The organism is Caballeronia sp. ATUFL_M2_KS44 (assembly GCF_023630965.1).
In the GTDB taxonomy this organism is placed as follows: Bacteria; Pseudomonadota; Gammaproteobacteria; order Burkholderiales; family Burkholderiaceae; genus Caballeronia; species Caballeronia concitans.
On sequence record NZ_JALQEA010000062.1, the window covers coordinates 112,419 to 131,318 of the forward strand.

The window sequence follows — 18,900 nt, forward strand, 5'->3', positions numbered from 1 at the left end:
CCATGTACGAACTCGGAGTGGTGTATCGCAACATCGATCGCGCGGATGGCGACGCGGCCGCGAAGCTCGGCGCGCTCGGCTCGGCAACGGTTCACGAAGCCATGGGCCGCGTCGGCCTGATGAAGACCTACATGCGGCCGATTTATACGGGCGCGCAGGCGAGCGGCACGGCGGTGACGGTCCTGCTTCAACCGGGCGACAACTGGATGCTGCACGTCGCGGCTGAGCAGATTCAACCGGGCGATATCGTCGTGGCTGCCTGCACGACCGACAACACCGATGGCTTCTTCGGCGACCTGCTCGCGACCAGCTTCAAGGCGCGTGGCGCGCGGGCGCTCATCATCGACGGCGGCGTGCGCGACGTGCGCGTGCTCACCGAAATGGGCTTTCCGGTGTGGAGCCGAGCGATCTCGTCGAAGGGCACGGTGAAGGCCACGCTCGGCTCGGTGAACATTCCCGTGGTGTGCGCGGGCGCGCTCGTGACGCCCGGCGATGTGATCGTCGCGGACGATGACGGCGTCGTCGTGGTGCCGTCGGCATCGGCGAAAAAAGTGCTTGAAAAAGCCGTCGCGCGCGAGGCGCTCGAAGAAGAGAAGCGCGCGAAGTTAGCGAGCGGCGTGCTCGGCCTCGACATGTACAACATGCGCGAGCCGTTGCAACGCGCGGGCTTGCGTTACATCGACTGAGCGCGCGATGAACGAGACAAGAGCGGCCATCACGGTCATATCGTCGATGGCGACGCGTCACGTCCTCGACGATCTCGCCGATGCCTATACGCAGCGCTACGGGCAGCGCGTCGCGATCGAATCGGTGGGCGGCGTGGCGGCGGCGCGTCGCGTGCAAGAAGGCGAGGCGTTCGACATCGTCGTGCTGGCCGCCGACGCGATCGGCAATCTCGCAGCGGCAGGGCGCATCGATGCGGCGAGCCGCGTGGGCATCGCGCGATCGGGCATTGCAATGGCGGTGGCGGCGGGAGCATCGCGTCCTTCCGTCGATACCGAGGCCGCCGTGCGCCATGCGGCGCTGGCGGCGCGCAGTATCGGCTATTCGACGGGACCGAGCGGCGCGCACTTGATGCGCCTCTTCGAGCGTTGGGACATCGCGCGGTCGATTGCATCGCGTCTCGTGCAGGCGCCGCCGGGTGTCGGCGTGGGCGCGTTGATCGCGCGTGGAGACGTGGAGCTCGGGTTTCAGCAGACGAGTGAGTTGATCGGCGTCGATGGCGTCGACGTGATCGGTTCGATGCCCAATGAGATTCAGGCGATGACCGTATTCGAAGGCGCCGTTTGCGCGAATGCGCGCGCGCCGCAGGTTGCACGATCGATGCTGCAATTCATGACCCAGCGCGATGCCGATGAAGTCAAGCATCGGCATGGGATGGAAGCGGCGTTCTAAAGCAAAAAAACCCGCGCTTCATCCCGAAGCGCGGGCCATCACCAACGCAGAACCTCAAGCCTCCTGCAACCGGAACGTCTCGACCGCCGTGCGCAACGCCGCCGCCTGATCTTCCAGCGATTGCGCCGCCGCCGCCGCTTCCTCCACCAGCGCCGCGTTCTGCTGCGTCACTTCATCCATCTGCGTGACCGCACGCGCGACCTGATCGATGCCGCTGCTCTGTTCTTCCGATGCCGCCGCGATCTCGCCCATGATGTCCGTCACGCGCTGCACCGCGCCGCTGATCTCGTGCATCGTGCGGCCCGCTTCGTCGACGAGCGCGCTGCCCGATTGCACGCGTTCCACCGACGTATCGATCAGTTCCTTGATCTCCTTCGCCGCCGCCGACGAACGTTGCGCAAGCGAGCGCACTTCGCCCGCCACGACCGCGAAGCCGCGTCCTTCCTCGCCCGCGCGCGCCGCTTCCACCGCGGCGTTCAACGCGAGAATGTTGGTCTGAAACGCGATGCCTTCGATGATCGTGATGATGTCCGCGATCTTCGCCGAGCTTTGATTGATCTCGCCCATCGTCGTGACCACTTGCGACACGACGTTGCTGCCCTTGCCCGCGATCTCGGAAGCGTTGGCCGCGAGCATGCTCGCCTGCCGCGCGTTGTCGGCGTTCTGCTTCACGGTGCCCGTGAGCTGGTCCATGCTCGACGCCGTTTCCTGCAGCGCCGATGCCTGTTCTTCCGTACGCGATGAAAGATCGATGTTGCCCGCCGCAATCTGCTTCGTCGCCGATGCAATCGATTCGCTGCCCGAGCGAACCGAGCGCACCGTTTCGATCAGGCTCGCCTGCATCGTCGAAAGGCCGCGCAACAGTTGACCCATTTCATCGTTCGACGTCACGTTCACGTCGCGGCGAAGATCGCCCGATGCGATGGCGCTGAACTGCGCGAGCGCGGCATCGAGCGGACGCGCAATGCGCCGGCGCAGCGAGACCCACGAATACGCGGCGGCCGCCACGCCGAACAGAATCGCGGCGATGCTTGCCGTGCGGAACACTTCGAACTGCGCCTGGCCGGCGTCGAACGCCTTCTGCGCCGCTTCGAACTGCAGCTTGCGCAGCGCGACGCCCGTCTTCGCCAATTCGTTGAACGCCACCTGCATGGCGCTCGCATCGGCGGTGACCTTCTCCTGATCTTTCGCGCGCACGTCGGCGTAGCCCTGATCGATCAGCTTCTGCATCTCGATGCGCTGCGCGTTGAACTTGTCCGCGATCGCTTTTTCTCCGTCGCCTTGCGGAAGCGCGGCGTAAGTGGACCATGCATCGTCCGATGTCTTGCGCATCAGCGCGCCGCGGACGATGGCATCTTCCGCCGCCGTCGTCCCGAGGTTCAATGCCGCGCGGTCGAAGCTGAGGCGCTCGCGCGCCATGAACATTTCTGCATTGCCGATGGACACCGCGCTCGGCATTTCGTCGGTGAAAAGGGCGTGCGTCACCGCATTGGACCGCGTCATGCCGATGAGTCCCACCAATCCGATTCCAATCAGCAGCGCGCTCAGCAGCGTCATGGCCAACGCCAGCCGGCCTTTGATAGTCGAAAACATGTCTTCCCCGAAGTGGCTGCATCGCGTCGTACTCGCGCCGGCTGCGATGCAGCGCCAGGCGCGCGGCCGATGAAATGCATCGGACATGAGGCATATCGACAGCCGCGCGGTCCACATGAATACAGGAAAACACGTAGACGACTCACAGAGAAGCGATCGTTCGTTCTTTACTTCGCGTACTCGTCGTGCCGCTTCCACCAGTTGCCCGTTTCGTTGCGGCCCTTCGGCGCACGGTCGAGCCATTGATACATGCCCCAAAGCGCATCGAGTCCGCGCGCGTACGCCGAATACGTGTGATAGACGACGCCGTCTTCCCGCGCGAACGCGCTCATGCCGGGGCGGTCGCGCGTGAAGCTCGGCGCGTCGGTGCCGCAATCGGCGGCGAATGCCTTGACGGGCGCGGGCGCGTCTTTCATGTCCATCGCGTGTCCACCGCGCGCGTAGTTGTATTCGATATCGCCCGCGCGTTGCTGCGCTTCCGTGAACGACACGTTGAAGTCGTAGTTGAACTCGCCGTCATGCGCGGAGGCCCACGGGAACGTCCATTCCATGCGCTTTCTGTACGCGGCGAGCTTGTCGACAGGCGCACGCGACACCGCCCACAGCGCGACATCGTGATGCGCGAGATGAATGGCGAAGCCGTCGAAGCTGTCTGCAATCGACGAACACGACGGGCATCCCGCGCTCCAGTCCGGCCCGAACATGAAGTGATAAACGAGCAGTTGCGAGCGGCCGCCGAAGAGATCGGCGAGCGTGGCGCTGCCCGTTTCGGTATCGAAGCGATACGCCTTGTCGACGCGAACCCACGGCAAATTCTGCCGTTGCCGCGCAAGTTCGTCGCTTTGGCGAGTGAGTTCCTTTTCCGCCTTGAGCAAATCGAGCCGCGCGCCCAGCCAGTCCTCGCGCGTTCCGGTGAGATGAGTCGTCATGGGTATGCCTCCGTTGTGCGTCGTGTGAAATGACATCGCGATGCATGGTGTTAGATTAGTGCGACGCATTCGAAGCGGGGAGTGACAAGTGTGGCGCGATTCGCATGGACTCGTTGATCACGGCGGCGGCGCGCGCGCTCGCGGCCGGTGATCCGCTCGGCGCGCTGAATCGCGTCGCGTTGCGCAACGATGCGCCCGCGCTCGCGTTACGCGGCATCGCCATGGCGCAGCTCGGCGACTTCGCGCGCGCGAAGATGCTCGTTCGAAGCGCGGCGCGCGCGTTCGGCGCGAAGGAAGCGGTGGCGCGTGCGCGATGCGTCGTCGCCGAAGCGGAGATCGCGCTGGCATCGCGCGAGCTTGCATGGCGCGCGAAGGCGCTCGAACATGCACGCGCGACGCTCGATGCCCACGGCGATCACATCAACGCGGCGCATGCGCGTTATCTCGAAGTGCGGCGCGCGTTGCTCATTGGGCGCATCGACGAGGCCGCGCACACGCTCGCCGCCATCGATACCGCGCTGCTGCCGCCCGCCTTGCTCGCCGCGCATGAACTGATGTCGGCGGGCATCGCGATGCGCCGCGTGCAGACGAAAGCCGCGCGCATCGCGCTCACGCGTGCGAGAGCGGCCGCGCACGATGCCCGCATTCCCGCGCTCGTGGCCGAAGTGAACAGCGCATGGCGCAGTCTCGATGCGCCCGCCGCGCGTGTCATCGTTCGGGGCGAAACGCGGCTTCTCGTGCTCGACGATGTCGAGGCTTTGTTCATATCGAATGCGCTCGTCGTCGATGCCTGCCGCAACGTCGTGCGCGACGCGCATGCGCTCGTGCCGCTCACGCGGCGTCCGGTGCTCTTCACGCTCGCGCGCATGCTCGCCGAAGCGTGGCCCGCCGATATTCCGCGCGACGCGCTGATCGCGCGCGCCTTTCGCATCCGGCATGCGGACGAGACGCATCGCGCGCGGCTTCGCGTGGAAATGGGCCGCCTGCGGACCGTGTTGCATCCGCTCGCGGGCGTCCATGCTACACGCGATGGCTATGCGCTCGCGCCGCGCCATGCAGAGACCGTGGCGGTGCTGGCGCGTCCCGTCGACGACGATCATGCATCGCTGCTGGCGTGTCTTTCCGATGGCGAATCGTGGTCCAGCTCCGCGCTCGCGCTGGCGCTCAACGCGAGCCAGCGCACGGTGCAGCGCGCGCTCGAAGGACTCGCATCGGCGGGCAAGGTGCAATCGTTCGGACGCGGCCGCGCGCGCCGCTGGATGATGCCGCCCATGCCGCCCATGCCCGGATTCGCGACGGCCTTGTTACTCCCCGCCGATCTCGCGAGCGGCTAGCATCGACTCATGCATCGCGCCGATGCCAACGAGCGAGGACACACACATGAAGCACGCGAAAGCAGAAATCATCCGTGAATATGGGCCTTTTCCGGAAGTCGAAGCCGTGCACGGCCTGACCTACGATGGCAACGCCGTGTGGTTCGCCGCCGGCGACACGCTCAACGCGCTCGACCCGGAAAGCGGCGCGCTGCAACGAAAGATCGACGTGCCGGCGCATGCGGGCACGGCCTTCGACGGCGAGTATCTGTATCAGATCGCCGAGGATCGCATTCAGAAGATCGAACCCGAAACGGGCCGCGTCCTTTCGACGATTCCCGCGCCGGGCGGCGGCGCCGACTCGGGACTCGCGTGGGGCGAGGGCACGCTGTGGGTCGGGCAATATCGCGAGCGGCGGATTCATCAGATCGATCCGGCGAACGGCGCGGTGCTGCGCACGATCGAATCGAATCGCTTCGTGACGGGCGTGACGTGGGTGGACGGCGAACTGTGGCACGGAACGTGGGAAGGCGACGAAAGCGACATCCGGCATATCGATGCACGCACCGGCGAAGTCATCGAGCGGCTCGACATGCCCGAGGGCGTCGCGGTGTCGGGCCTCGAATCGGACGGCGCGGACCGCTTCTTTTGCGGCGGCGGACGCACGGGCAAAGTGCGCGCCGTTCGAAAGCCGAAAGCGCAGTGAAGCGACGCATCTGAAGATAGCGATGCGTGTCGCGGGCGAGACGGCACTTTCACATCCTGTCGCACGATGCGGAAATAGCCTTTATGCTGGCGGATTGGCGCGCATTGCTCGAATCGTGAGACCGCGTGCGATGGTTTCTTCAGCATAGGGCCGGCTTTTGATTTTGAACGTTTCCGATCACCCGACATTCGACTCGTGGTTCGGCGAGGCGGGGCGCGCCATTCGCAGCTTCGACTGGACCACGACGCCGCTCGGTTCCATCGACGAATGGCCGCGAGCGCTCACATCCGTCGTGCAGATCATGCTGCGCAATGCGTTGCCCATGGCCGTGCTGTGGGGCAAGGAAGGCACGCTGCTCTACAACGACGCCTACGCCGCGTTCTCCGGCCCGCGGCATCCCGCCATACTCGGCATGCCGATCGAAGAAGCGTGGCCCGAAGGCGCCGAGTTCAATCGCAACGTGGTGGATTCGGGGCTGCGCGGCGAAGCGCTCTCTTATCACGACATCCTCTTCATGCTCGAACGCGGCGACAAGCCCGCGCAAGTGTGGCTCGATCTGCACTACAGCCCCGTTGCATCCGATGAAGGCGTGCCGGTCGGCGTGCTCGCGATCGTCGTCGAAACGACCGAGCGCGTGATGCTCGAACAAAGCCGCACGGAAGCGGAGGCCGTGGCCGCCGATGCCAACGAACGCCTGCATCTCGCGCTCAATTCCGGCGCGGTGCTCGGCCTCTTCGTGTGGGACATTCCGAATAACCGCGTTCGCGGCGACGGGCGGTTCGCCCGCACCTTCGGCATTCCGCCCGAGGAAATGGAAGAAGGCTGGCCGCTCGAAGCGGCGCTCGGCACCGTGCATCCCGTCGATCTGCCGCATGTGAGCGCGCTCGTCGAGCGTTCCGTGCGCGAAAGCGTGCCATATCGCGCGGAATATCGCATTCGCGCGCCCGGCGGCGGATGGACATGGATTCTCGCGACGGGCCGCTGCGACTACGACGAACACGGGCAGCCGTCGCGCTTTCCGGGCGTGATCGTCGATATTCACGATCGGCGGATCGCGGAAGAGAGTCTCAAGGAACTCACGCGCGGGCTCGAAGACAAGATATCGGAGGCGGTCGCCGCGCGCGTCGCGGTGGAAGCGCAATTGCGTCAGAGCCTGAAGATGGAAGCGCTCGGCGCGATGACCGGCGGCGTCGCGCACGACTTCAACAACACGCTGCAGGCCATCAGCGGCAATCTGGAACTGCTGCGTTATCTGCCGCCCACGGACCCGCGCGTGCCGCTTCGACTGAACGCCGCGATGGAAGCCGTGCAGCGCGGCGCGAAGCTCGCGTCGCAATTGCTGTCGTTCGCGCGACGGCAGCCGCAGTCGCCGGTGGTCATCAATCCGCGCCGGCTCTTCGACGAAATGCGCGAGTTGTTGCAGCACGCAGTGGGCGCATCGGTGCTGATCGAGACGAAGATCGCGAACGATCCGTGGAACTTCTGCGTCGATCGGAATCAGCTCGAAAACGCGCTGCTCAATCTCGCGATCAATGCGCGCGACGCCATTCGCGGCGATGGCCGCTTCACGCTTGCATGCAGTAACGAAGTGCTCGACGAAGCCGCGTGCGCCGGTCTCGATCTGTCGCCCGGCGAATACGTGCGCCTGTCCGCATCCGATACCGGCTCGGGCATGCCCGCCGAAGTGCTCGAGCGCGCGTTCGAGCCGTTCTTCACGACGAAGCCGGAAGGTCACGGCACGGGCCTCGGCCTCAGCATGGTGTTCGGCTTCGTGAAGCAGTCGGGCGGGCATATCGACCTGTCGAGCACGATCGGCGCGGGCACGACCATCCAGCTCTATTTTCCGCGCAGTTTCGAAGACGAAGCCGCGCCCGCCGTGAAGAGCGCGCTCGCGACGGTCACGGGCGGCGCAACGGTGCTCGTCGTCGATGACGATCCTGCCGTGCTTTCGTCGACGGTCGCGATTCTCGAAGCAATGCAGTACACGGTGCTCAAGGCGCCCAACGGCGATGCCGCGATGAGCGTGCTCGAAAGCGGCATCGGCGTGGATCTGATCCTCACGGATGTCGTGATGCCGGGCAAGGTCAAATGTGCCGATCTCGCCGAATGGGCGCTCGCGCAACGCCGCCCGGTGCCGGTCATTTATGTTTCGGGCTACACGCGCGACGTGATTTCGCGCGACGGCGTCCTGCGCAGCAACGTGACGCTGATGAGCAAGCCGTATCGCGCGGAAGCGCTCGCGAAGGAAATCGCGGCGGCGCTCAAGGCGGCGGCGCTCGATGCACTGAAACCGTCCCGGTAAAGGTTCTCGTTTCGCGCATCGGCTCTGTTGCGCAGCGTTGCTAAAGACTTTCCCGACAGCGCCGATAAGCACCAAGGCGCTTCACGTGTATCACGTCGGAAAGGAATAAAAGCGGTGCAGGAGAGAGCGAGCGATTTTCTCGGGACGATCGGCGAAACGGTCGCCTGGCGATTTCCGTACATTGAATGCGTGCGCCGCCTCGATGCGTTCGCACTGGCCGTTCTGGGCGTCGCGCTCGTCGCGTTGATGACGCCGTTCGTGCCGCTGCCCTGGAACGTGCTGCTCGGCGCGGCAGTGGCCGGCGCGATGACGCTCATTCATCAGATGTTTCAATGGCGGCAAGAGATCTTCGCCGCGCAACAGCTTTCGAACGGACTGCTTTCCATCGCGGAAGACTGTCTCAAGCTGCTCGATCTCGACGGACGCGTCGTGTGCATCTCGGACGTGGGCCGCAAGCTGATCGATGCGTCATGCGCGCGCGATATCGTCGGTATGGACTGGATCGCCATCTGGGACGTCCCGGATGCGCGCAATGCGTTCGAACGCGCGAAGGCGGGCGAATCGACCTCGTTCTCGGGCGCATGCCGCACCATGACCGGTTCGCTCAAATGGTGGACGTCGAGCCTCGCGCCCGTGTATGGCGAAGCGGGCCGCGTGGTCTCGGTGTTGTGCAAGTCGCGCGACATCACGGCGGAAGTCGCGCTCATCGAAGAATTGCGCGGCCATGCGCGCGTGCAGAAAGACATGGAAGATCACGTCGATGCCGTCTTCTGGACCACGACGCACGACTTCGGCGAACTGCTTCACGTGAGTTCCGCATTCGAGCGCATGTGGGAAATGCCGGTGGCCGCGCTCGAAGCCGACAAGACCGCATGGACGCAGCGCGTGCACGCCGACGATATTGCCGCCGTGCGCGGCAAGATGCGCGAAGCCGTGAACACGGGCGCGCCTTCGCAGAGCTACTTCCGTCTATGTCTGCCCGATGAACGCACGCGCTGGGTGCGCGCGGACATCTATCCGGTGAACGAGGACGGCGCGGTGTCGCGCGTGGTGAGCGTGTGCGTCGATGCGACCGACGAGCGCATGCGTCTGCAGGAATTGCATCGGCTGGCGAACATCGACAACCTCACCGGCCTGCGCAACCGCAACGCGATGACGGATGCGCTCGTGGAACGCTGCGCATCGGGCGAGCCGTTCGCGTATCTGTTCATCGACATCGACCGCTTCAAATCCATCAACGATACCGCCGGCCATAGCGCAGGCGATGCCGTGCTCAAGGCGATCGCGGCGCGCATCGCGGAAGCGATACCGGAAGGCGCGGTGGCGGGACGCCCCGGCGGCGACGAGTTCACCGTCATCCTGCCGGGCCGCTTCGATCAGGAACGCATCGAGCGCGCGTGCAGGCGGCTTGCGGTGGCGTGTCATCGTCCGATCAAGGTGGGCTGCCGTACCGTCACCATGACATGCTCGACCGGCGTGGCGCTGTATCCCGATCATGGCCGCACGCCCGAGGATCTTTTCATCAGCGCCGACATGGCGATGTACGCCGCGAAGCGTGCAGGACGCAACGCGTTTCGCTTGTTCGGCGAAAGCGAAAAGGGTGATCTCGCGCGCGCGCATCTCGAATCGGAACTGCACGACGCCATTCGCGGCAATCGCTTCCTGCTGCATTATCAGCCGCAATATTGCGTGGAGACGGACGCGCTCGCGGGCGTTGAAGCGCTGCTGCGCTGGGATCATCCGCAGCTTGGACTCATCGCGCCGGGCGAGTTCGTGCCGGTGCTCGAAGAGAGCGGGTTGATCATCGAGGCGGGGCACTGGATCATTCGCGAAGCCGTGCAGGCGGCGGGCCGTCTCGCGGTGGCCGCGCCCGATGTGCGCTCGGTGGCCGTGAACGTGTCGCCGAAGCAGTTCCGCGACCCGCGTCTCGTGTCCGTGCTCTTGCACGCGATGAAGCGATGCGGCATCGATTCGAGCTGCATCACGCTGGAAATTACGGAGTCCGCATTAATCGAGAATATCGACGATGCGCAGGAAGTCCTCGCCCGCATCCGCGCAATGGGCGTGCGCATTGCCATCGACGATTTCGGCACCGGCTATTCCAGTCTCAGCTATCTCGCGCGTTTCAGGCCCGATGTGCTGAAGCTCGATAAATCGTTCGTGGATAACATCGCCACCGACGCGATGATGCGAACCGTCGTGGAAGGCGTGATCGATCTCGCACACAAGCTCGGTGTGATCGTGGTGGCCGAAGGCGTCGAGACGCGCGAGCAACTTGAGCATCTGAGGCAAGCGGGCTGCGACAAGATGCAGGGCTTCCTGCGTGCGCGGCCCGTCGCGCTCGATACGTTGATGGAGCAGATCGCTTGCGTGGAAGCGGAAGCCGTGCGTTGAAGGCATGGCGCGCTATCGCCGCCGCTTCTTCGGCTTCGGCGTATCGCGCGCGCTGAACATGGGCATGCGATCCAACATCCATTGCAATAGCTCATGCGGTCCTGCCGCGAGCGGTCTGCCCGCCTTCACGAGGACGCGTGCGTGCGTGTTTTCGAGCACGGGATGCGCAATCGGCACGGTCTTCATCTCGCCGCTCGCAAGCTCGCGATAAGCCGCGAACGCGCCGATCAGCGTGACGAAGTTGCCCGCGCTCACCATCCGCTTCAATGCCGAAAGCGAGTTGGTCGTGAGCGTCGCGCGAATGGCGATGTTGTCCGTCATCTCGATCATCTTCACGACATGGCCGATGCCGAAGGAAGGCGGCATGAGCGCGAGCGGATAGTCGAGCAGATCGCCGATGCGTATCGCGCTGCCGCGCGCGACCAATGGATGATCGCGCCGCGTGAGCAGCACCACCGGCTGCGCGGAACTCGCGCGAATCTCGATGCGCGGATGCGGCGGCGGGTTATACGCCAGCCCGATATGCGCGCGGCTTTGCGCGACTTCTTCGATGACATCATCGACGGCGAGCATGTCCACCGCGATGTTCAGGCCAGGATAACGCGCGCAGAAGGGCGCGAGCACATCGTCGACGAGCGTGTCCACGTAGCCTTCGCTGACCGCGATGCGGATATCGCCCTGCTGAAGCCCCTTCAACGCGTGAAGCCGGTCTTCGAGCTTCTCCTGTTGCGACCGATACCCGCGCCAGAATTCGAGCAGATGAAACGCCGCTTCGGTCGGGCGCACGCCGCGCGCTTCGCGGTCGAAGAGCGTCGTGTCGAGTTCATGTTCGAGCAGCTTGATTTGCCGCGCGATGACCGATGGCGACGTGTTCAGATGATCCGCCGCGCCGCGAATGGTGCCGTGCGCGAGCACTTCGTTGAAGTAGCGCAGACGCTGCTGATTGATTTCGCGCATGACGTCCCTTTCCGTTTTGGATGCGTTGCTCGTGAAGCAACGATACGTGAACTTTGTTGCTCTTGCTCGCACGGTGCGATGCGGCCAACATGAGCGCTGTCGAAACGCTCATCGGGAGACGCATCATGACTGACTCAATCAACGCATCGCGCCGCCGTCTGCTGGGCGCGACGGTCGCAAGCATCGGTGTCATGCAACTGGGTTTCACCGGTCTCGTGCGCGCGCAGTCGTCACGCGCGACGAACGCGGCACAATCGTTCGACGAAATCCGGCAGATCAACGCGGGCACGCTCGATATCGGCTATGCGCACGCCGGTCCGGAGAACGGCCCGCCGGTGATTCTGCTGCACGGCTGGCCCTACGATATCCATGCCTTCGCCGATGTCGCGCCGATGCTTGCGTCGGCGGGGTATCGCGTGATCGTGCCTTACTTGCGCGGCTACGGCACGACGCGCTTCCTCTCCACCGATACGCCGCGCAACGGGCAGCAGGCGGTCGTCGCGGTGGACATCATCGCGTTGATGGATGCGTTGCGCATTCAGAAGGCGCTCATCGCGGGCTTCGACTGGGGCGCGCGCACGGCGGACATCATGGCCGCGCTGTGGCCCGAACGCTGCAAGGCGCTCGTGTCGGTGAGCGGGTATCTGATCGGCAGCCAGGAGGCGAATCGCGCGCCGTTGCCGCCGAAGGCCGAGTTCGCGTGGTGGTATCAGTTCTACTTCGCGACCGAGCGTGGCCGCGCGGGTTATGAAGCGAATCGGCGTGAGTTTTCTAAGCTGATCTGGCAGACGGCATCGCCGCAATGGCATTTCGACGACGCGACGTTCGAGCGCTCCGCACAGGCGTTCGACAATCCGGATCACGTCGCGGTCGTGATACACAACTATCGCTGGCGTCTGGGACTCGTGGAAGGCGAGCCGCAATACGACGCGTTGGAGAAGCGCCTTGCCGCCGCGCCGCCGATCGCCATTCCGACAATCACGATGGAAGGCGATGCCAACGGCGCGCCGCATCCGAACCCTTCGGCGTATGCGAAGAAGTTCACGGGCAAGTATCGTCACATCGACGTGGGCGGCGGCATCGGACATAACCTGCCGCAAGAGGCGCCGAAGGCCTTCGCGGATGCGGTGATCGCGGTGGATCGGATGTGACGACTTCCGGTCTATCTCATGCTGGCGATGCGGCACCACTGATAGGGATAGATGCCGTCTGCAATGCGCGCTTTGTAGAGAACGCACGACGCTGCATCGAGAGAAAAGCCGTAATCAGCCAGCGCGGTCCGCGACTCCGCAAGTTCGCGCGCGTTTCGGCCGGCGTCGTAGTCGTTCTTGTCCCAGTAGCCGGGGATCAACGCATAGACCGGTCCGCCGCGCGAACGCACTATCGCGTGAACCTTCTCGTCATAAGCGGGCCGGGCCTGCGGGAACGCGGAGCGGATCGTCGCGAACGCGACGCCCTCGGGGAAGAGCGGAACCATCCAGCCGAGCGGAGGATCGCCCGCGGTGAGGATCGCCGTCGTGTTCTCAGGCGTTGCAAGCGGCGGAAGATCGATCGCGAATGTTTTCTTCGTCCACGGGTCCTTGCCCCATCGTTCGTGACCCCACGAATGCGCGCCGCCGGCGACCACCACGATCGAGCATGCGATGAACATTCGCTTGCAGACCTTCTGTGCGGTCTCGTAGGCGAGTACCTGAGTCAGCAGCAGGTAGACGACAAGCGGCAAGCAGACTTCGACGGAGACGAGGTATCGCTGAATGCTGAAGAGCTTCATCCACACCACGAAGCCGATCGCGACGTAGGCGAGCACGAAGCGGCCGCGCGTCGGAAGCGATGGCGATGGCCGCGCGGTGCGCTTCGACGCGCGAAAGGCGCACACGATGACCCACCACCAGAAGCAGACGTAAGCGATGGCCCATATGACCTGATGCAGACGCGCCTGGCCGACTCGGCGCGGATTCAGTGAAAAGATCACCGGATAGCCCAGCGCTTCCCAGATGCTTTTCGGTAGCCATTGCGTGTCCACGATCGACACGGGCGACGTCAGCGCACTCGGGAAAACCGAACTGAATTGCGGATACAGCGGATTGCCGTAGCGATGCCAGAGTTCGACGAACCAGAAGCCGCCGGTAAGCGCAAGTCCAACGAGTACGCCCACGCCGAACACGAAGGCCGCACGCAGGCGGCCCGCGACGGAAATAGGCGCGAACAGCAGGCCGCCGCATAGCGCGACGGAATAGACGACGTTGGTCAGCTTGAGACCCGCCCCCGCGCCGGAAACGAAGCCGGCGACGAGAAGGGTCGCGATGATGGCCGCGTTTGCCTGCGCGAGTCGCGGCCATATGCGCAGAAGCATGAGAAGCGCGCCGAGGCTCAGGAGCGATGTCGTGTTGTCGCCCATGCTGTTGCCGACCGCGGATAGAAAGTTGGCGGTGAGACAACCGGCCAAAGCCAGCCAGAAGGGCGTGCGATACCGCGCGCTTTCCGGCAGATCGCTCAGCGTCAGGCGGCAGATGCCGAGCAGGATGACGAAGTTGAGACCGTGCACAACGCCCATGAGAAAGCCCACGAGCAACGCGGGCAGATGCATCGTCATGAGAAAGTACGGCACGTCCAGCAGCGGGTTGAAATAGCTCTGCATGCCGGCGGGAGCCAGGTCCGTCGACAGCCTGTCGTGCAGGAACGCGTAGGCGTTGTACAGGTGGTAGTTGCGCAGATCCCAGTTCGCATCGGCGCCCTGAGCCAGCGAGTAGAGCCCGAATATGACAGGGACGATCCAGCATGCATGCGCGAGGGACCGAGGGCTATTCATGTCGGCGCCCCGAAACCGGCGCGACCTGTTTCGTGCAGGTGAATCAATCATGGTGATGACGGACGGTGCGGCTTACTTTCCGAAGACCCAGAACTTGGCCGCGAAGAAATTGATGAACATGCCGGCGATCGATCCGCAGGCGACGCCTGCGAGCGGCAGCCATGAACTGCGCGGCCCCGTCACGATGACGAGCGAATACACCGCATAGTTGACGCTCGCGCCGCTCAGCATGGACAGAACGTAGCGCCACCATTCGGCCCACGCGGAGCGCATGGCACGCTGGCTGAAGGTGTATCGGCGATTGATCTGCCACGTCACCCACACGGCTGCGAGGAACGACAGGACGCGACCGAAGAACGGCCCCAGGCCGCATGCGAGCGCGAGATACAGCACGCCCGCATCGACTGCGAAACCGATCGCCCCGGCAATGGCGAACCGGAAAAACTGTGAGTTCATCATGCCCGGCGCGGGCCAGGAATGGTCAGATACGCGAGACGCTTCGATTCCGTGCGCCCGTGCGTGACCGTATCGAGAACGATGCCGCACGTAAGCAGGATCGCGCCGAACAGCATGAGCGCGACGCAGAGCAGCGCGGTCGGCAGGCGCGGCACGAGACCGGTGGCGAAGTAGGTTTCCAAGAGCGGAATGGCGAGTAGGACCGAAATCAGCGCGCACAGTCCGAACCCGAGCGAGAAGAACGCCAAAGGCTTCTCGGTCTTGAAGAGCCTGGCGATGGTCACGAGAATGCGAAAGCCGTCGCGATAGGTGTTGAGCTTGCTCGCCGAGCCTTCGGGACGCGACTTGTACACGGTGGACGTTTCCGCAACCGGCATGCGCAGTTCGAGCGCATGAACCGTCAGTTCCGTTTCGGTCTCGAAGCCCGATGCATGCGCCGGGAACGACTTCGCATAGCGACGCGAGAACACGCGAAATCCCGAGAGCATGTCGGTGAAGGTCCGGCCGAAAATGGACGAGACGCAGCGCGTCAGAAGCACGTTGCCGAATCGATGGCCGAACCGGTACGCCGCCTGCTCTTCCGATACCCGTGTGCCGACGATCATGTCCAGCCCTTCGTCGAGAAGCATGTCGATCATTCGGGGCGACGCGCTCGCATCGTAAGTGTCGTCGCCGTCGACGAGCACGTACACGTCCGCTTCGACGTCCGCGAACATCCGGCGGATCACGTTCCCCTTGCCGCGCAACGTGACCTTGCGCACATGGGCGCCCGCGTTCTTCGCTACCTCGATGGTCGCGTCCGTCGAGTTGTTATCGAACACGTAGACATCGCAGCCGGGCAGCGCCGACTTGAAATCGCGCACGACGGCGGCGATCGTCGACGCTTCATTGAGGCAGGGAACGAGAACAGCGATACGTGGTGCGGTCTGTAAGGACATTCGGCGTCGGAAAGGCTTCGGGTTCGGGTGCGATCACGCGCGTCGGCCTTGAAAGCCATGAAACGCGGCGACGCGTGTTTTGGGCGCACTATGGTACTCGATTCCGTTGGCGCATCGAAATCGGCGGGGCATGGCGGCACGTCATGACCACCGCTTCAGGCCGCAAACGTTTCCTTACGACCCCCATGCAGCCACATTTCGAAAACCCCTGTTTTTCCTCAGTTTAATGTGGCGCCTCACACATAACGGGGTTTCGTTCTTCAGCACAATCCATTCCGTCTAATGAATAAAACAAAACGCCCGAAGGCGGCACCATAGCGGCCAAGGGCATACGGGGAAGTCATGCAGCGAGAGAAGACCAAGCGCCTCAGAAGGCGCGCTGTCGCAGTGTGCATCATCGCGTTACCGGCTTTCGTATCCCGCGCATTTGCTCAGGATGCCGAATCAACATCGGCGTCGCATGCGAGTGCCGGTAGCCAGGCTCAACCGCTCATCTCGCTGCCGTCCACGCCGACGCCCAGCCCGGTCGGCAGGACCGCGCCGTTGCCCGCCGCGAACGGTGCGCCGCTGTCGCCGCGCGGCACGGTGAACGCAGCCGAATCGCTCGAAAAAAGTGAAACGCTCGCCGGCACGCCGCGCGCCCGCACCGCCGACATCAACGGCCAAAAGCCGCTCGACGATGCCCTCGGCGGCGTGGTCACCACCGACACGGTGACGCTCGCCGGCCAGGACTTCTATACCTGGTTCGCGCAGGCATGGAGCGCGATTCCGCTTTCCGACCGCTACATCGTGTCGGTGCACGAGCGTCCTTCGGCGCGCTACGGCAGCCTCGTCTGGGTCGAGTTCAGTCAGCGGCGCGTGTTTCAGGCGTTCCTGCCCATCGCTCGCGCCAACGTGAGACCGGTGGCGGAGAACGCGGCGCAAGTCGCTTTCCAGAACGTCATGCAGGCGGACCTGACGCGCCTGCTCTTCCGCGACGCCGACATGGCGACGGACGAACTCTAATAAAAAGCAGCACGGCCAAACTACGGGGAACACGATGAAAACGAATGCGCTTGCACGCAGCGCGGCGATCGCCTGCGCGCTCATGTCGACGCTCGCCATGCCGCTCACCGCTCACGCCACCGCGCTCGTCTACGAGCCGGTGAATCCGAACTTCGGCGGCAATCCGCTCAACGGCGCGAATCTGCTCAACGAAGCGAACGCGCAGAACAAGTACAAGGACCCGTCGCTCAGCGATCTGGGCACGAGCGGCCAGTCCACGCTCGATCAGTTCAACACGCAATTGCAGCAGGCGATTCTCTCGCGCGTCGCGTCGTCGATATCGAGTTCCATCGTCGGCACCGACGGCACGCTGCATCCCGGCACGATCAACACGGGCAACTTCTCGATCGCGATCACGTCCGTCGCGGGCGGCAATCTGCAAGTCACGACGACCGACAAGACCACGGGCGCATCGACTACTTTCATCGTCGGCAACGGCCAGTAACGCGAGCGCACACGCAATGAACATGAACGCTTTCAAGACAGCGGCGCTCGCGGCAGCCGTCATCGGAACCATGCTGCTGACCGGTTGCGTCACCGCGCCGATGCCGTCGGCCGGCAACGCGACGCTCACGCCGCCCACGCGAGTCACGCGCGATCTCACGCATCTGCCGCCGCCGAAGGGCAGGATCGTCGCGGCCGTGTACGGCTTTCGCGATCTGACCGGGCAATACAAGCCTTCGCCCGACAGCTCGTTCTCGTCGCAAGTGACGCAGGGCGGGGCGTCGTTCCTCGTCAAGGCGATGCGCGATTCGGGCTGGTTCACGCCGGTCGAGCGGGAGAACCTTCAGGACCTGCTCACCGAACGCAAGATCATGCGCGCGCTGGAGACGCCGGACGACAAGAACCGCGCGAGTTCCATACCGCAGATCGGTGCGCTGGCGCCGGCGAGCATCGTGCTGGAAGGCGGCATCGTCGGATACGACTCGAACATTCGCACCGGCGGCGCGGGCGTCGCGTATCTGGGCATCAGCGCGTCGCAGCAGTATCGCGTCGATCAGGTCACGGTGAACCTGCGTGCCGTGGATATCCGCAACGGCACGATTCTCAACAGCGTATCGACGACGAAGACCATCTATTCCGTTCAGGTCGATACCGGCGTGTACCGCTTCATCGGCTTCAAGGATCTGTTGCAGGCCGAGCTGGGCATGACGCGCAACGAGCCGCAACAGTTGTGCGTGAACGAGGCGATCGAATCGGCGCTCGTGCATCTGATCGTGCAGGGCGTGGCGAACCAGACGTGGTCGCTCAAGGACATGAAGGACTGGTACGACCCGACGATGCAGCGTTACCTGCAGGAGAACCAGGGCTATATCGCGACGATGGAAGACGTGAATCCGCCGTATAGCCCGGTGAAGATCGATCCGCCCAAGATGCTCGGCAGCTAAGGACATGAACAAGGAGACACGCATGAATCAGCCTGTCGCGCCGTGGCGCGCATCGAAGGTCGCGTTGTGCGCGGCGGTCTTCGCGATAGTGAGCCTGTCGCTCGCGGTCTTCGCGGCGGACCTCTCGCCGGTGTCGGACTTCGGGCCATCGGAGCCGGGCTTCAATGGCGGCCCGCAGATGGCGCGCGTATCGCAAGCCGGCGCGGGCAACCGGCTGACCGGCGCTCAGGCCGGCGCGAACGGATTGATGGCGAATCAGGCGGGCGTCGCGAACGCCGCGGCGATGGCGCAGGCGGGTAACGGCAACTGGACGGCGGTGGCGCAAACCGGCAGCGGCAATCTGTACGAGGGCGTGCAGGCGGGCGCCGCGAACCGGTCGATCGCCGTGCAGAACGGCAGCAACAACGCGGCAACGGTCACGCAGCTCGGCTCGTCGATGTCGTCGCAAGTGACGCAGCTCGGGCTCAACAACGAAGTATCGATTCTGCAGACGCGCAACGGCGCGGGCGTGCAGGTCATGCAGAACGGCAACGGCGCGAGGGCTTCGGTCCTCATGAAGTAGCCCGCAGTTCCGCCGGGCGTCATGCCTCGGCGCGAGGAGACCGCAGTCGAGCAGGACTTTGGATTCACAGAGGGTGCAGTTCGGTCGGGCCGGAGGGCAGCAGGGGCTGTCCGC

General features: G+C 64.2%; 17 protein-coding genes. 11 read left to right on the forward strand and 6 right to left on the reverse strand.

All coding sequences use genetic code 11. The features are described 5' to 3' along the window. The first annotated feature begins 2 nt into the window (after nt 1–2). Together ligK and NCR39_RS26895 are read left to right on the forward strand one after the other, a co-directional pair. A complete protein-coding gene (gene ligK, locus NCR39_RS26890; protein ID WP_250455603.1) occupies nt 3–686 on the forward strand; it encodes a 4-carboxy-4-hydroxy-2-oxoadipate aldolase/oxaloacetate decarboxylase in 684 nt (227 codons plus the stop codon). Nucleotides 687–693: 7 nt separating this feature from the next. Further along, complete coding sequence (locus NCR39_RS26895; protein WP_250455604.1) at nt 694–1,395, forward strand: substrate-binding domain-containing protein; 702 nt, start codon at nt 694–696, stop codon at nt 1,393–1,395. A 54-nt stretch (nt 1,396–1,449) separates the two neighbouring features. Here NCR39_RS26895 and NCR39_RS26900 read toward each other — a convergent pair whose 3' ends face one another. Together NCR39_RS26900 and NCR39_RS26905 are read right to left on the reverse strand one after the other, a co-directional pair. Further along, entirely contained in the window at nt 1,450–2,988 is a 1,539-nt protein-coding gene (locus NCR39_RS26900; protein ID WP_284507380.1) for a methyl-accepting chemotaxis protein, read from the reverse strand. 167 nt (nt 2,989–3,155) lie between these two features. Beyond that, a complete protein-coding gene (locus NCR39_RS26905) occupies nt 3,156–3,917 on the reverse strand; it encodes a DUF899 domain-containing protein (protein WP_250455607.1) in 762 nt (253 codons plus the stop codon). Nucleotides 3,918–4,021: 104 nt separating this feature from the next. Here NCR39_RS26905 and NCR39_RS26910 point away from each other — a divergent pair, with 104 nt between their 5' ends. The 4 genes from NCR39_RS26910 to NCR39_RS26925 all read left to right on the forward strand — a co-directional run bounded on the left by NCR39_RS26910 (nt 4,022) and on the right by NCR39_RS26925 (nt 10,632). Then, a complete protein-coding gene (locus NCR39_RS26910; protein WP_250455610.1) occupies nt 4,022–5,251 on the forward strand; it encodes a helix-turn-helix domain-containing protein in 1,230 nt (409 codons plus the stop codon). Between the two features lie 46 nt (nt 5,252–5,297). Further along, on the forward strand, nt 5,298–5,936 hold the full coding sequence (locus tag NCR39_RS26915) for a Vgb family protein (RefSeq protein WP_250455612.1): 639 nt from the start codon (nt 5,298–5,300) through the stop codon (nt 5,934–5,936). A 163-nt stretch (nt 5,937–6,099) separates the two neighbouring features. Beyond that, nucleotides 6,100–8,238, forward strand: a complete 2,139-nt coding sequence (locus tag NCR39_RS26920; RefSeq protein ID WP_250455614.1) for a hybrid sensor histidine kinase/response regulator — start codon at nt 6,100–6,102, stop codon at nt 8,236–8,238. A gap of 114 nt (nt 8,239–8,352) precedes the next feature. Then, a complete protein-coding gene (locus tag NCR39_RS26925) occupies nt 8,353–10,632 on the forward strand; it encodes an EAL domain-containing protein (protein WP_250455616.1) in 2,280 nt (759 codons plus the stop codon). A 12-nt stretch (nt 10,633–10,644) separates the two neighbouring features. Here NCR39_RS26925 and NCR39_RS26930 read toward each other — a convergent pair whose 3' ends face one another. Next, nucleotides 10,645–11,589 carry a LysR family transcriptional regulator gene (locus NCR39_RS26930; protein ID WP_250455618.1) on the reverse strand — a complete coding sequence of 315 codons (945 nt, stop codon included), beginning with the start codon at nt 11,587–11,589 and terminating at the stop codon, nt 10,645–10,647. Between the two features lie 125 nt (nt 11,590–11,714). Here NCR39_RS26930 and NCR39_RS26935 point away from each other — a divergent pair, with 125 nt between their 5' ends. After that, entirely contained in the window at nt 11,715–12,740 is a 1,026-nt protein-coding gene (locus NCR39_RS26935; RefSeq protein WP_250455620.1) for an alpha/beta hydrolase, read from the forward strand. A gap of 11 nt (nt 12,741–12,751) precedes the next feature. Here the strand turns inward: NCR39_RS26935 and NCR39_RS26940 are convergent, their stop codons facing one another. The 3 genes from NCR39_RS26940 to NCR39_RS26950 form a co-directional block, all read right to left on the reverse strand. After that, complete coding sequence (locus NCR39_RS26940; RefSeq protein WP_250455622.1) at nt 12,752–14,398, reverse strand: hypothetical protein; 1,647 nt, start codon at nt 14,396–14,398, stop codon at nt 12,752–12,754. Nucleotides 14,399–14,470: 72 nt separating this feature from the next. Beyond that, nucleotides 14,471–14,857, reverse strand: coding sequence for a GtrA family protein (locus NCR39_RS26945; protein ID WP_250455624.1), 387 nt, complete (start codon nt 14,855–14,857; stop codon nt 14,471–14,473). Then, nucleotides 14,854–15,792: a glycosyltransferase family 2 protein gene (locus NCR39_RS26950; RefSeq protein WP_250455626.1), complete on the reverse strand. Its 939-nt coding sequence runs from the start codon at nt 15,790–15,792 to the stop codon at nt 14,854–14,856. The genes NCR39_RS26945 and NCR39_RS26950 overlap by 4 nt, the downstream gene beginning before the upstream one ends. 543 nt (nt 15,793–16,335) lie before the next feature. On the opposite strand from NCR39_RS26950, the gene NCR39_RS26955 reads away from it, so the two are divergent. The 4 genes from NCR39_RS26955 to NCR39_RS26970 are packed head-to-tail and all read left to right on the forward strand — an operon-like array spanning nt 16,336 to nt 18,786. After that, nucleotides 16,336–16,797, forward strand: coding sequence for a CsgE family curli-type amyloid fiber assembly protein (locus NCR39_RS26955; protein WP_250455628.1), 462 nt, complete (start codon nt 16,336–16,338; stop codon nt 16,795–16,797). Nucleotides 16,798–16,831: 34 nt separating this feature from the next. Then, entirely contained in the window at nt 16,832–17,281 is a 450-nt protein-coding gene (locus NCR39_RS26960; RefSeq protein ID WP_250455629.1) for a curli assembly protein CsgF, read from the forward strand. A gap of 22 nt (nt 17,282–17,303) precedes the next feature. After that, nucleotides 17,304–18,224 carry a CsgG/HfaB family protein gene (locus tag NCR39_RS26965; protein WP_250455630.1) on the forward strand — a complete coding sequence of 307 codons (921 nt, stop codon included), beginning with the start codon at nt 17,304–17,306 and terminating at the stop codon, nt 18,222–18,224. Nucleotides 18,225–18,246: 22 nt separating this feature from the next. Beyond that, nucleotides 18,247–18,786: a hypothetical protein gene (locus NCR39_RS26970; RefSeq protein ID WP_250455633.1), complete on the forward strand. Its 540-nt coding sequence runs from the start codon at nt 18,247–18,249 to the stop codon at nt 18,784–18,786. Nucleotides 18,787–18,900: the final 114 nt, after the last annotated feature.

Excerpts from the sequence above, each read along its gene's own strand:
- NCR39_RS26900 (WP_284507380.1), bottom strand. The coding sequence starts at position 2,988 with ATGTTTTCGACTATCAAAGGCCGGCTGGCGTTGGCCATGACGCTGCTG.
- NCR39_RS26950 (WP_250455626.1), bottom strand. The coding sequence starts at position 15,792 with ATGTCCTTACAGACCGCACCACGTATCGCTGTTCTCGTTCCCTGCCTC.
- NCR39_RS26910 (WP_250455610.1), top strand. The coding sequence starts at position 4,022 with ATGGACTCGTTGATCACGGCGGCGGCGCGCGCGCTCGCGGCCGGTGAT.
- NCR39_RS26940 (WP_250455622.1), bottom strand. The coding sequence starts at position 14,398 with ATGAATAGCCCTCGGTCCCTCGCGCATGCATGCTGGATCGTCCCTGTC.
- ligK (WP_250455603.1), top strand. The coding sequence starts at position 3 with ATGTACGAACTCGGAGTGGTGTATCGCAACATCGATCGCGCGGATGGC.
- NCR39_RS26960 (WP_250455629.1), top strand. The coding sequence starts at position 16,832 with ATGAAAACGAATGCGCTTGCACGCAGCGCGGCGATCGCCTGCGCGCTC.
- NCR39_RS26965 (WP_250455630.1), top strand. The coding sequence starts at position 17,304 with ATGAACGCTTTCAAGACAGCGGCGCTCGCGGCAGCCGTCATCGGAACC.
- NCR39_RS26935 (WP_250455620.1), top strand. The coding sequence starts at position 11,715 with ATGACTGACTCAATCAACGCATCGCGCCGCCGTCTGCTGGGCGCGACG.
- NCR39_RS26895 (WP_250455604.1), top strand. The coding sequence starts at position 694 with ATGAACGAGACAAGAGCGGCCATCACGGTCATATCGTCGATGGCGACG.
- NCR39_RS26905 (WP_250455607.1), bottom strand. The coding sequence starts at position 3,917 with ATGACGACTCATCTCACCGGAACGCGCGAGGACTGGCTGGGCGCGCGG.
- NCR39_RS26930 (WP_250455618.1), bottom strand. The coding sequence starts at position 11,589 with ATGCGCGAAATCAATCAGCAGCGTCTGCGCTACTTCAACGAAGTGCTC.
- NCR39_RS26915 (WP_250455612.1), top strand. The coding sequence starts at position 5,298 with ATGAAGCACGCGAAAGCAGAAATCATCCGTGAATATGGGCCTTTTCCG.
- NCR39_RS26970 (WP_250455633.1), top strand. The coding sequence starts at position 18,247 with ATGAATCAGCCTGTCGCGCCGTGGCGCGCATCGAAGGTCGCGTTGTGC.
- NCR39_RS26945 (WP_250455624.1), bottom strand. The coding sequence starts at position 14,857 with ATGATGAACTCACAGTTTTTCCGGTTCGCCATTGCCGGGGCGATCGGT.